Origin of the sequence: Bordetella ansorpii (assembly GCF_900078315.1) — a bacterium.
In the GTDB taxonomy this organism is placed as follows: domain Bacteria; phylum Pseudomonadota; class Gammaproteobacteria; order Burkholderiales; family Burkholderiaceae_B; genus Bordetella; species Bordetella ansorpii.
This window is the reverse complement of the sequence record NZ_FKBS01000007.1, coordinates 44,078-56,433: the sequence shown is the minus strand read 5'-3', so window position 1 is coordinate 56,433 and position 12,356 is coordinate 44,078. Positions and strand designations below refer to the sequence as shown.

Annotated in this window: 10 protein-coding genes and 1 tRNA gene; 3 read left to right on the top strand and 8 right to left on the bottom strand. The window is 67.6% G+C overall.

Annotation, left to right across the window (positions count from 1 at the left end; genetic code table 11):
* Window positions 1–12 precede the first annotated feature (12 nt).
* Together A7W11_RS02710 and A7W11_RS02705 are read left to right on the top strand one after the other, a co-directional pair.
* A complete protein-coding gene (locus A7W11_RS02710) occupies window positions 13–807 on the top strand; it encodes a transporter substrate-binding domain-containing protein (RefSeq protein ID WP_066123472.1) in 795 nt (264 codons plus the stop codon).
* Between the two features lie 445 nt (window positions 808–1,252).
* Window positions 1,253–3,493 carry a phosphocholine-specific phospholipase C gene (locus tag A7W11_RS02705; protein WP_066407542.1) on the top strand — a complete coding sequence of 747 codons (2,241 nt, stop codon included), beginning with the start codon at window positions 1,253–1,255 and terminating at the stop codon, window positions 3,491–3,493.
* A gap of 119 nt (window positions 3,494–3,612) precedes the next feature.
* On the opposite strand, the gene A7W11_RS02700 is transcribed toward A7W11_RS02705, so the two are convergent.
* Window positions 3,613–3,879 carry a DUF883 family protein gene (locus tag A7W11_RS02700; RefSeq protein WP_066407540.1) on the bottom strand — a complete coding sequence of 89 codons (267 nt, stop codon included), beginning with the start codon at window positions 3,877–3,879 and terminating at the stop codon, window positions 3,613–3,615.
* A gap of 163 nt (window positions 3,880–4,042) precedes the next feature.
* Between A7W11_RS02700 and A7W11_RS02695 the strand changes: the two genes are divergently transcribed.
* Window positions 4,043–4,348, top strand: coding sequence for a hypothetical protein (locus tag A7W11_RS02695; RefSeq protein ID WP_066407537.1), 306 nt, complete (start codon window positions 4,043–4,045; stop codon window positions 4,346–4,348).
* Between the two features lie 21 nt (window positions 4,349–4,369).
* Here the strand turns inward: A7W11_RS02695 and A7W11_RS02690 are convergent, their stop codons facing one another.
* The 7 genes from A7W11_RS02690 to mnmC form a co-directional block, all read right to left on the bottom strand.
* Window positions 4,370–4,846 carry a DUF1090 domain-containing protein gene (locus A7W11_RS02690; RefSeq protein ID WP_082887046.1) on the bottom strand — a complete coding sequence of 159 codons (477 nt, stop codon included), beginning with the start codon at window positions 4,844–4,846 and terminating at the stop codon, window positions 4,370–4,372.
* 74 nt (window positions 4,847–4,920) lie between these two features.
* A tRNA-Lys gene (locus tag A7W11_RS02685) sits at window positions 4,921–4,996 on the bottom strand.
* Between the two features lie 90 nt (window positions 4,997–5,086).
* Complete coding sequence (locus A7W11_RS02680) at window positions 5,087–5,884, bottom strand: MetQ/NlpA family ABC transporter substrate-binding protein (RefSeq protein WP_066407527.1); 798 nt, start codon at window positions 5,882–5,884, stop codon at window positions 5,087–5,089.
* A gap of 38 nt (window positions 5,885–5,922) precedes the next feature.
* Window positions 5,923–6,576 (bottom strand): methionine ABC transporter permease, encoded by a 654-nt coding sequence (locus A7W11_RS02675; RefSeq protein WP_066407525.1) that lies wholly within the window; start codon window positions 6,574–6,576, stop codon window positions 5,923–5,925.
* 67 nt (window positions 6,577–6,643) lie between these two features.
* Window positions 6,644–7,732, bottom strand: coding sequence for a methionine ABC transporter ATP-binding protein (locus tag A7W11_RS02670; protein WP_066407522.1), 1,089 nt, complete (start codon window positions 7,730–7,732; stop codon window positions 6,644–6,646).
* A 270-nt stretch (window positions 7,733–8,002) separates the two neighbouring features.
* On the bottom strand, window positions 8,003–10,228 hold the full coding sequence (locus tag A7W11_RS02665) for a glycoside hydrolase family 31 protein (RefSeq protein WP_066407519.1): 2,226 nt from the start codon (window positions 10,226–10,228) through the stop codon (window positions 8,003–8,005).
* Window positions 10,229–10,442: 214 nt separating this feature from the next.
* Window positions 10,443–12,308 carry a bifunctional tRNA (5-methylaminomethyl-2-thiouridine)(34)-methyltransferase MnmC2/FAD-dependent 5-carboxymethylaminomethyl-2-thiouridine(34) oxidoreductase MnmC1 gene (gene mnmC, locus A7W11_RS02660; RefSeq protein WP_066407515.1) on the bottom strand — a complete coding sequence of 622 codons (1,866 nt, stop codon included), beginning with the start codon at window positions 12,306–12,308 and terminating at the stop codon, window positions 10,443–10,445.
* Window positions 12,309–12,356: the final 48 nt, after the last annotated feature.

The following is a 12,356-nucleotide window of genomic DNA, read 5'->3' as shown; positions in this document are numbered from 1 at the left end:
ACGGAGACAACCATGACCCCCACCCGACTGCTGGTGCGCGCCTGCACCGCCGCCCTGCTGATGAGCGGCCTGGCCCACACCGCCATGGCGGACCAGCTCGACGACATCAAGAAGGCCGGCAAGATCCGCGTGGCCATTGCGATGGGCACGCCGCTGTTCAGCTATACCGACGCCAACCTGCAGCCCGCCGGCTCGGACGTGGACACCGCCAAGCTGTTCGCCAAGGATCTGGGCGTGCAGCTTGAGATCGTGCCGGTAACCAACGCGGCGCGTGTGCCCACGCTGCAGGCCAAGCGCGCCGACGTGGTCATCGCCGACCTGTCCATCACGCCGGAACGCCAGCAGGTGATCGACTTCTCGGTGCCGTACGCGGTGATCTCCATCATCGTGGGCGGCGTGGCGGACGTGAAAGTGAAAGGCTACGAAGACCTGGCGGGCAAGCGCATCGGGGTGACCCGCGCCACCGTCAACGACTCGCTGACCACCCAGAACGCCAAGGGCGTGGAAATGGTGCGCTACGAGGACGACGCCACGCTGATCACGTCGATGGTCACGGGCCAGATCAACCTGTTCTCGAGCACGCCGTCCAACCTGGCCGAGATGCAGAAGCGCGCGCCCGGCAAGAAGTTCGAACTGAAGTTCGAACAGACCAACTTCGACCTGGGCATCGCGCTGAGCAAGGGCGAACCCAAGCTGAAGGAATGGACCGACCAATGGGTGAAGGCCAACCTGCAGAACGGCACGCTGAACGACATCTACAAGAAATATCACGGCCGCGACCTGCCGCCGAAGCTGACCGGCAAGTGATCGCCAGGCGTGTTCACGCCGCATGACGAAGGGGCCGCCGAAACGCGGCCCCTTCTGCTTTGGGCTGCGCGTCCCTGCAAAATGCCGCCCCCCGGCATGACACGATTATTGCGTTACGTATCGAAACTATTGCATTTCGTTGCGCTAAATCCACCCAGCTTTCACCCCGCTGTCATCTGCTCTTCTTAGCCTTGCTCGGCCTGCTGCCCTGTCGCATCCGGCCCGACGTATTCTTTCCGAGCAAGCCTATCCCATGCCCATATCGAACTCTGTGCGCGTCCTTGCCGCGGCCCTCGCCATGGCCGCCCTCCTGACTGCCTGTGGTGGCAGCGACGGCGACGACGAGCCGTCCACGCCCGCCGATCCCGGCACCGAGCAGCCCACGCCCGCCGAACCCGAACTGCGCTGCGCGCCGTAACGGCCTCCACGAATCCGTACAGACATCATGACTTCCCGCCGCCAATTTCTGCACACCACCGCGGGCGCCGGCCTTGCCGCCGCCGTGCTCGCCACCTTCCCTCCCAGCATCCGCCGTGCGCTGGCCATCCCGGCCAACAACAAGACCGGCACCATCAAGGACGTCGAGCACGTCGTGATCCTGATGCAGGAGAACCGCTCGTTCGACCACTACTTCGGCACCCTGAAAGGTGTGCGCGGGTTCGGCGACCGCTTCACCATTCCGATGCCCAACGGCCGCAAGGTGTGGCAGCAGGCGCGCACCAGCGGCGAACTGCTCACGCCCTATCACCTGGACAGCACGGCCAACAACGCGCAGCGCGTGGCCGGCACGAACCACACCTGGGTCGACAGCCAGGACGCCTGGAACAACGGCCAGATGACGCAATGGCCGCGCTTCAAGCAGGACCAGGCCATGGGCTATTACAAGGAACAGGAAGTGCCCTTCCAGTTCGCCCTGGCCAACGCCTTCACCCTCTGTGACGCCTATCACTGCTCGATGCACACGGGCACCGACGCCAATCGTTCGTTCCACCTGACCGGCACCAACGGCCCGACGGCGCAGAACGTGGCCTACGTGAACAACGAGTGGGACTGGATCAGCGGCACCGATGCGGCGCGCGGCTACACCTGGAAGACCTACGCCGAGGAACTGGAAGACGCCGGCGTCAACTGGATCTGCTACCAGAACATGCCCGACGAATGGGGCGACAACATGCTGGGCGCGTTCCGCCAGTTCCGCCAGGCCAACATCGACTCGGGCTTTCCCGTGTCCAGCGGCGGCTCACCGAACTCGGCCTATGCCGACAGTGGCCAGACGCTGCCGTACAAGGCGTACGACGCCGCCACCGACAACCCCGGCAACCCGCTGTACAAGGGCATCGCCAACACGCTGCCGGGCACCACGCCCGACACGTACCTGGACACCTTCCGCCGCGACGTGCTGCAAGGCAATCTGCCGCAGGTGTCGTGGGTGAACGCGCCCTCGATCTATTGCGAGCATCCCGGCCCGTCCAGCCCCGTGCAAGGCGGCTGGTTCCTGCAGGAAATCCTGGACGCGCTCACGGCCAACCCCGAGGTCTGGAGCAAGACCGTCCTGCTGGTCAACTTCGACGAGAACGACGGTTTCTTCGACCACGTGCCCTCGCCGTCGGCCCCGTCGCGCAACGCCGACAGCACGCTGGCCGGCAAGACCACGCTGGCCGACGCGGACATGGCCTACGAGTACTACACGCAGGTCTCGCCCGCCGGCAGCTCGGGCCAGCCCGACGCCGACGGCCGCGTCTTCGGCCCCGGCCCGCGCGTGCCCATGTACGTGATCTCGCCCTGGAGCCGCGGCGGCTGGGTCAACTCGCAAGTGTTCGACCACACCTCGGTGCTGCGCTTCCTGGAAGCCCGCTTCGATGTGAAGGCTCCGCACATCAGCCCGTTCCGCCGCGCCGTCTGCGGCGACCTGACCAGCGCCTTCAACTTCGCCACGCCCAACGAAGAAGTGCTGCCGACGCTGGCCGGACGCATGACGCGCGCCAATGCCGACCAGTTGCGCGATGCGCAGGAAGACCTGCCCGCCATGCCGCTGCCCAGCGACATGCAGATGCCCATCCAGGCCAGCGGCACGCGCCCGTCGCGCGCGCTGCCCTACGAGCTGCACACCAGCGCCCGCGCCGACGGCAACGGCCAGGTCCAACTGCTGTTCTCGAACACCGGCACGCAGGCCGCCGTGTTCCACGTCTACGACCGCCACCACCTGGACCGCATCCCGCGCCGCTACACCGTGGAAGCCGGCAAGACGCTGGACGACACCTGGAACGCCGGCCTGGACAACCTCGGCCGCTACGACCTGTGGGTGCTGGGCCCCAACGGCTATCACCGCCAGTTCACGGGCGACACCGCGCGCATCGCCGACAGCGGCGCCCAACCCGAGATCCGCGTCTGCTACGACATCGCCAACGGCAACGTCTATGCCGAACTGATGAACGGCGGCGACAAGGCCTGCACGTTCACGGTGTCGTCCCTGGCCTATCGTGAAGACGGTCCGTGGACCGTCACCGTGGCCGCCGGCGCGCAGGAATCCCTGCACTGGGAGCTGGCCGACAGCGGCCGCTGGTACGACTTCCAGGTCAAGTGCAGCAGCGACGCCCAGTTCGTGCGCCGCTTCGCCGGCCGTGTCGAAACGGGCGAGCACTCTGTGAGCGACCCGGCGATGGGTGACCAGGGCGCATCGGCCTGATTTCGCCGTAGAGAGCGCGCCGCGCGACCCTTTTCTAGGGTCCGAAAAGAAAATTGCCCCTGGAAATTTCCAGGGGCAATTCCATTCATGCACTCGTCCTTGCCGGACGATGCGGGACATCAACCGCGAATGCGGCCCCACAGGTACGCCACGGCCGCCACCGCAGCGACGGCGGTGAAGGGATTCTGGCGGATGAAGTCCTTGGCACACAGCACGGCGTTCTCGACGGCGTCGCCGTTGTCGTCCACCACGTCCTCGATCGTGTCGCGGGCGGCGCGGGTGCCGCGGCGAGCCGAGCGCGCCACGCTGTCGATGGCGGTTTCCGCGGCGTCAGCGCCTTCTTCGACGAGATCCTTCGCCTTGTCGCTTGCTCTTTCGATGGCCATGATTCGACTCCTGTAGGGGTTGAAGACAGACCTTGGATGTTACCTGCCACGCGGAATCGCGCTGATACGGATTGTTCTCGACGTGACCAGGCGTGAACGCGCGAGCGCCGGCCTCGTACACTGGCGGGGTTTATCACCCCCGATTCCGGGGAAGGAGCAAGAAATGAGCACCCTCAGCGCATCCAGCGGCGCGGCCAAATCGGAAGCCGCCCTCGTGGCCGTCGCCATCACGCTGGCCATCGCGTCGACCCCGAGCAAGGGCGACCGCAGCCCCGAGAACATTGCGGTGCTGTTCGATGCGTTCAGCCAGAAGCTGCGTGCCGACATCGGCCAGACCAAGGCCGGCAACGATCCCGCCGCGCAGGCCAAGCAGGCCCTGGCGCAGGAAACCGCCAGCGCGCTGGACAGCGTCCGCGACCTGACGATCAGCATGCTGGGACTGATCCGAGCGCCGGGCAAGGCCTCCTGACGCAGCAGGACGGCGAAGCGGCTATTGCCCCGCGTCGGCCTGCGCGCGCGCCAGATCGGCGCGCGCCTCGTCGACCTTGCGTTGCCGGTCGGCGAGCTTGTCCGCGTCGCGGCCTTCGTCCCTGGCCTTCTGCAATTCCCGTTCACGCTCGGCCAGCTTCTCGCGCGCCTGATCGACCTCGCGTTGCGCATCGCGGCGCAACGAGGCATCCGTGCAATGGGCCTTGTTGTTGGCCAGCGCGGTTTCCAGGCCGGCGACGCGCGCCTTGTTTCCCTTGGCCTTGGCGGCGGCGATCTGAGCCTCGATCTCCTGGCGTTTCGCCTCGCATCCGCTGGGTTGCGACCATGCGGGCAGAGAAAGGCTCAACAGGCAGGCCAGCACGCCGGCCTTGTGGAAAGTCGTCATGTACCGCCTCCGTTTCGTGTCGTTCGTGGGGACATCATAACGACCACGAGCCTGCAGACAGGACACGGACAGCGATGGCAGCGGCATGGTCATGCTCGCCGCGCGCCTTCCCGGCAGGCCAAAAAAAAACGCCACGACTTGCGTCGCGGCGTTTTTCTTGCATTCACTGGTGGGTCGAGCGAGACTCGAACTCGCGACCAACGGATTAAAAGTCCGCTGCTCTACCGACTGAGCTATCGACCCAGCAAGCCGACGATTATGGCACACCAGAATGGCATTCGTCAACCAGACTCGGGTAACTCTGCGCCAGCCTGTATCCCGCGGGCCTGTCTCTTACCAGGCCGCGATCACCGCGCCCTTGAACTTGCTCTGGATGAAATCCTTCACGGGCTGGCTGTGATAGATGCTGACCAGCTTCTGCAGGTCGGCGCGGTCCTTGTTCTTCTCCTGCACCACCAGCACGTTGGCGTACGGCGAATCCGGCGATTCCGTGGCGATCGCGTCCTTGGTGGGATCCAGGCCGCCTTCCAGGGCAAAGTTGGTGTTGATGGCCGAGGCATCGGTATCCGCCAGCGAACGGGCCAGTTGGGCGGCGTCCAGTTCGATGAAGCGCAGCTTCTTGGGATTCTCGATCACGTCGATCGGGGTGGCCTTCAGGCCAGCGGCCGGGCTCACCTTGATCAGGCCCTGGGCCTGCAGCAGCAGCAACGCACGGCCGCCGTTGGTCGGATCATTGGGCAGGCCGAACTTGGCGCCCTGCGGCAGCGCGTCCAGGCTCTTGATCTTCTTGCTGTAGATGCCGATCGGATAGATCACCGTCTTGCCGATGCTGACCAGCTTGAAGCCTCGGTCGGCGTTGGCGTTGTCCAGGTAGGGCTGGTGCTGGTAGCTGTTCATGTCCAGGTCGCCCGAGGCCAGCGCCATGTTGGGCTGCACGTAGTCGCTGAACTCGATGATCTGCACGTTCAGGCCCTGCTTGGCGGCCTCTTGCTTGACCACTTCGAAGATCTGGGCGTGCGGGCCCGCGGTGACGCCGACCTTGATCGGCTTGTCCTGCGCCAGCGCGGGTTGCGCGAAGGCGGCGACACCCAGGGCCACGGCGGCCAGGGACTTGATGAACGAAATGCGCATGATGGAAAAATTCCGGACAGAAAAGAAAGGAGCAGCTTTCAACGGTGCGACATGCGCCGCACCACCCAATCGCCCAGGCTCTGCACGGCCTGGACCAGGACAATCAAAACCACCACCACGGCCAGCATCACTTCGGGCAGGAAGCGCTGGTAGCCATAGCGGATACCCAGGTCGCCCAGGCCGCCGCCGCCGATGGCGCCGGCCATGGCCGAGTAGCCGATCAGGCTGACCAGGGTGACGATGGTGCCGGCCACCAGGCCGGGCAGCGCCTCGGGCAGCAGCACCTTGCGGATGATCTGCAGGGGCGAGGCGCCCATGGCGCGCGCGGCGGTGATCAGGCCGGGATCGACCTCGCGCATGGCGTTCTCGGCGATACGCGCCATGAACGGAATGGCGGCCACCGACAGGGGCACGATGGCCGCGGTGGTGCCGATGGAAGTCTGCGCCACCCAGCGCGTGAACGGGATGATCGCCACCATCAGGATGACGAACGGCACCGAGCGCGTGGCGTTCACGACAAGGCCCAGCACGGCGTTCACGCCCAGGTTCTGCAGCATGGCGCCGCGCGCGGTGACGATCAGCGTGACGCCCAGGGGCACGCCCACCAGTACGGCGATACCGCCGGATACGCCCACCATCAGCAGCGTTTCGAGCAGGGACGTGATGAGCAGGTCGATCAGTTGCGGGCTCATGCTGCCCCCTTTGCGCTTCGCGCCGTCCCCCCGAGGGGGAATTCGCCCTTAAGGCGGCTCTGCGGGCTCATGCTGCCACCTCCTTGCCCCGCAGGCCCGACACATCGGACTCGGTGGCGACTTCTTCTACTTGGATATTGCGGCGGGCCAGATCGGCCAGCGCGCGTTGCATGGATTCGGGTTCCCCTTCGGCAAACACAAACAGCGTGCCCACCGCGACGCCCTGGATGTCCTCGACGCGGGCCTGCACCAGGCCCAGCGCCAGCCCGTAGGCGCGCGTCAGGTCGGACAGCAGGGTATCGGCGCCGCTGCCGGTCAGTTGCAGGCGCAACAGGCGCACGGCCTGGCCGGGACGCGCGGCGGCGCGGTCGGCGATGCGCTGGCGCGACGCGGCCAGCGTGGCATCGGTCAGCTCGGACGCCGTGGCGGCCGAGACCATGCCGCGGGTGACGTCGTGGCGCGGCGAGGCGAACACGTCCTGGGTACGGCCCACTTCGATGACGTGACCGTCGGACAGCACCGCCACGCGGTCGCAGATCTCGCGCACCACTTCCATCTGGTGCGTGATCATCACGACGGTGACGCCGGTCTTGCGGTTGATGTCGCGCAGCAGCGCCAGGATGTTGTGCGTGGTTTCCGGGTCGAGCGCCGAGGTGGCCTCGTCGCTCAGCAGCACGTCCGGATCGTTGGCCAGCGCGCGCGCGATGCCCACGCGCTGCTTCTGCCCGCCGCTGATCTGGCTGGGATAACGGTCGCGCAGATGCTCCAGGCCCACCAGCGCCAGCAGGCGCTCGACCTTGGCCGGAATCTGTGATGACGGCACGCCGGCGATTTCCAGCGGCAGGGCCACGTTGGCGTACACCGTGCGGCGCGACAGCAGATTGAAGCCCTGGAACACCATGCCGATGCGGCGGCGCTGGTCGCGCAGTTGCGCTTCGGACAGGCCGGTCAGCACCTGGCCGCCCAGCGTGATGCTGCCGCGGTCGGGACGTTCCAGCAGGTTGATGCACTGGACCAGCGTACTCTTGCCCGCCCCGCTGGGGCCGATGATGCCGAAGACCTCGCCCTGCTCGATCCGCAGGTCGATGCCCTTCAGCGCCTCGAACCGGCCGTGCGGCGTGGCGTACGTCTTATATAGATTTTCGATATGAATCATGGCGGAGAATTTTCTAACGCCGTCCTTCTGTTGAGAACGACTGTTTATTCTGTCTTTAATAACTTTTGGAAATATAAAGACAAGGCGTACTGGCCGCCTGCTGCGTGTTGCCGCCGGGCCGATTCCACGGCAACAACCCGCTGAAGCGGCGGCAAACCACAGGCGTGGGCACTTCCTGGCGGGATACGAGACACGGCGGCCACGTGGACAACGGCCGCCGGGTGGAACCGGCCGGCCTGGGCAATGACGCCGAAGCCGGCCAGGAAACGATCAACGTGCGCGGGAGATACGTACCTCGGCGCCGCGGCGCTTGACCTCGAGCCCTTCGGAGGGAAGGATACGCAACCCCTCCAGGCCCTTGATGTAGCTGGAACCCTGCATCTGCATGACGCGGATCTTGTTGCGCATGACCACCGGATTGTGCACCGGCATGCCGAACATCCAGACCTCGTCGAGGATGCGGGCCGAGTTGAACTCGCCCGCGTGCTGGGCCATCGGGCCCAGACAGAGCATGTGGCCTTCGCGGCCGAACACCGGGAACTGGTCCGGGGCGCAGGTCATGGTCCAGGTGGTGCCGCCTTCGTAGCGGTGGCCGGTGGCCAGGTCCCACCACGCCTCGCCCTTGGGCAGGTACACGCGTGCCTCGCGGCCGGGCTGGGTGATGGGCGCCACCAGCAGGGCCGGCCCCAGCAGGTATTGCGTATCCCAGGCGTGGGCATCGGTGTCGTTGGGGAACGACAGCGCCATCGACCGCTGCACCGGCAGGCCGGTGCGCACAGAGTCTTCGACCGCGCCCAGCACGTAGGGGATCAGGCGATAGCGCCAGTTCATCCAGGTGCGCACGTGGCCCAGCGTCTCTTCGCCGAAGGCCCACGGCATCAGGCCGGCAACCCCCTGGAAGGTGAAGTTGGCCGAGAACACCGAAGCCGCCAGCCAGCGCACGTACAGCTCGGCATTCATCGCGTCCAGCGGAGCGTCGATGTTGCCCAGGTTGTGGGTCTGCACCGGCACGCCGCAGGCGCCAATGGACAACGCGGTGCGCAGGCTGTGTTCCAGGCCGGCCCAGTCGTTGGTGACGCGCGGACCCGCCTGCCACGGCAGGCGCTGCGCGGCCGGGAACAGGTCGGTGCTGGGCACCACGCCTTCGGGCGGCACCTTGTGGCCGGCCACGGCGTCGAACAGCGCGCGGCGGGCCAGCAGGGGATACATGCTGCGCAGGGCCGGACCGCTTTCGCCATTACGGGCGCTGACGCCATCGGGAATGGCCAGTTGCGCGTCGCAGGCCGGCGCGTCCAGGCCATCGTCGACCAGTTGGCGATGGCGCTCGACCCACAGGTTGTAAGCGTCGCGGTAAGTGAGATCGAGCAGGCCGAACGGCTGGCCGCCCGTGGCGGGCACGCCGTCGAACACTTGCGCGCTGCCGTCATCGCGGCCCAGCAGCCAGCCGCGGTCTTCCAGTTCCTCGAACAGCGGGCTGGCCTTCAGTACGCCGGGAAAACCGGTGCCGCTGACGTGCACGTTGTGCTTGTGGAACAGGGCCAGCATCTGGCGGGCGTCGGGGAAGCGGCGCGCGTCCCATTCGAGCGCGGGCTTGTCCGACTGGAAACTCCAGGCCGCCGGCTGCGCCAGCGACACGGCATCCAGGGGGATCTGGTGCTGGCGCATCTGCTCGACCAGCGCCACGGTCTGCGTGGGCATTTCGCCGGCGGCCTGTTGCAGCCAGGCGCCCATGGCCCACAGCACGGGCTGGCCGGCACGGCCGGTCAGCGCGGTGTATTGATTCAGGATCTCGCCGGGTTCTCCTGCGAACAGGAAGAGATCGAGCACGGAATCGTCGATGGTCAGCACGTAGGCGCCATCGGCCGGCGCCACACCCGGCGCATGCTGCACGCGGCGCATGGTGTTGGCGTAGATGCCCCAGCCGCGCGGACTCCAGGCCAGCGGCAAGGCTCGGTGCTCGGGGTCGTCGGACACGACTTCTTCGCCGCGGCGGTTCAGGTCTCCGGGAGTTTCACCCAGGCCGTAGACGCCCTCGGCGCCTTCCAGCGCGAAACCGACCGTCCAGACGGCATGGTCGTGTTCGTCCAGCGCGTTGTGGCCGAATGCGGGCGCGTGTTCGGAGACGTTGGACGACAGCACGGGCTGTTCGCCGCGGTAGAGCACGATACGGACCGGATCGGTCAGCACCTCGATGGCGACGTCGCCCAGCGCGATGCGCCAGCCGTCGGCGCTGTCGCGCGGCGCGATCGTGGCCTCGCTGACGGCCTCTTGCCGCGCCAGCAGCATTTCGGCCACGGCGCGCGCGCGGGCGCTGGTCTTTTCATCGGTAAGCAGGCCGGGCTCGCCGCAACGCAGGCGAAACACCCCCGGCGCATGAGCCTCGACCACCAGGTGCAGACCATCGCCCACGTCGAAATCGATACGGCTGGGACGAGACGTCAGCAGCTCGACCGTATCGAGCGGATTGGTATGGGCAAAGTCGAACTTCGGCGGCACAGAGCATCCCCCGGCTTAGCGGTTTAAGCCAAAAATGCATCAAAAGACGCTATTTTGACGGATTTGTCGTTTGAAATAAACTCGGGCCCCTTTCGGCCTGCCAGGAGCGCCAAAACACGGCCTCCAACAGGCGCGCCGCGCACGGCGCAGCGACCACTCACTCAGGCATGCCGGCGGGCGAAAACCCGCGCCAGCATTGGGCTTGCGGGCGATTTCAGCGCGGCGTCATCTGGCGGATCAGGTCGTTTTCCAGGGGCAGCGGCTCGCCGCACAGTTGCGCGGCGATCAGGTCGCCGGCCAGCGCGGACCAGCTCAATCCCCGCGAGGCGTAACCCGTGGCCACCCACAGGCCGGGCGCCCGCGGGACCGCCCCCACGGCCGGCAGCCGGCCCGGCAAGACCGCGCGCCAGCCCGCCCAGCCCGGCAAGGCACCCGGCACAAGCGGCTGTAGCATCGCCTGCCCTTCGGCCAGCAGCCCCGCCGCCTTGGCCAGGTTGACGCGCTGGCCCGCCTCGCCCACCTGGGATTCGGCGGCGCCGTGCACATAGGTGCTGCCCGCCACGCACCAGCCGTCAATGGCCGGCAACAGATACCCCTCGCCGCCCACCACGCAGCGCGGCCCGCCGCCCAGCGCCCACGCGGGCAGCAAAGTCACCTCGCCGGCAAGGGCGTGCATCTGCGCCATGCGAGGCAGTGCTTCCAGCAGGCCACCGGCCTGCAGCAGCGCCGGCGTGCCGGCGGCATTGGCCAGCACCACCTGCGGCGCCTCACCCAGCAGGCGGCCGTCCGCCGCCCTGGCCTGCCAGCCGTCCGCCGAACGCGTCAGGGCATCCACCTGTCCCGCCACGCGGCCGACGCCGGGCATGGCCAGCAGCGCCTCGATCAGCGGCCATGGCCGCACCAGCATGCCGTCGCCAAAGAAAACCCCTCCCCGCGCAACCGGCAGTCCCGCCAGGCGCGCCGCCTCGGCCGCGTCCACGGTGCGCACCCAGTCCTCGGGAAAGCCCAGGCCGGCGATCGTCTGCGCCAACGCGGCAGCGCGGCCCTCGTCCCGCTCCAGTTGCAGCGTGCCGCAGCGCAGCGCCACCGCCTCGCCGAAGATTGCCCAGCGCCGCAGCGCGCGCTGGCTGCCCGCACGCGACAGCCGCGCACGCGGGTTGTCGTCGCGGGCCACCACCGGCGTCAGCGCGGCCGCCGGATGCCCGGCATGCCCGCTCCCCGCGCCGGTCGGATCGATCACCGTCACCTGCCTGCCGCGCAGCGCCAGCGCATGCGCCACGCCGGCTCCCGCCAGGCCCGCGCCGATCACCAGCACCGGCGCGCCATCATCGTCCGGCAGCGTCGGCCCGGCGCCCGCCTGCGGCAGGCGCCGGCCTTCGATGCGATGCCATTTGCCGCCGTATCCGGGCTCGCGCCGCACGGCAAACCCGGCATCCGCCAGTGCGCGCCGCACGTGCCCGGCGCTGGCCCACGAGGCCAGCGTGGCGTCGGGCGCGGCCAGGCGCGCCAGGCTGGCGAACAGCTCGGGCGTCCACATCTCGGGATTGCGGTCCGGCGCGAAACCGTCCAGGAAGTACGCATCGACGCGGGCCGCCAGGCGCGGCGCCATCACCGCGGCGGGACCGAACCCCAAGGTCAGCGTGACCGCCCCACCCTCGAACTCCAGCCGGTGCAGGCCGGGCAGCAGCGCGGGCCATTGGTCAGCCAGTTGCCCGGCCTGCGACTGCAAGGCCGCCGGGGCACGGCTGCGCAAGACCTGCCGCAGCACCTCGCGCTCGAAGGGATGCCCTTCGATGGACACCATGTGCAGCCTGGCCGGCCGTTGCGGATCGTCGCGCCAGGCCTGCCACAGCGCCAGGAAATTGAGCCCCATGCCGAAACCGGTTTCGCACACCGTGAAGCGGCTGCGTCCCCGCCAGCGATCGGGCAGGCCGTTGCCGCGCAGGAACACCTCGTGCGCCTGCCCCAGCGCGTCCTCGATGGGCGAGTGATAGACATCACCGTACTGCGCGCTGTAGAGCCTGCCGTCCTGGTCCAGCGCGAACGCGGCGGGTTGCAGAGGAATCGGAAAGGTGGACATGGACGGGCGTGGAAACGGCAACGGGCCGCCAAATTAACAGAAGACTGA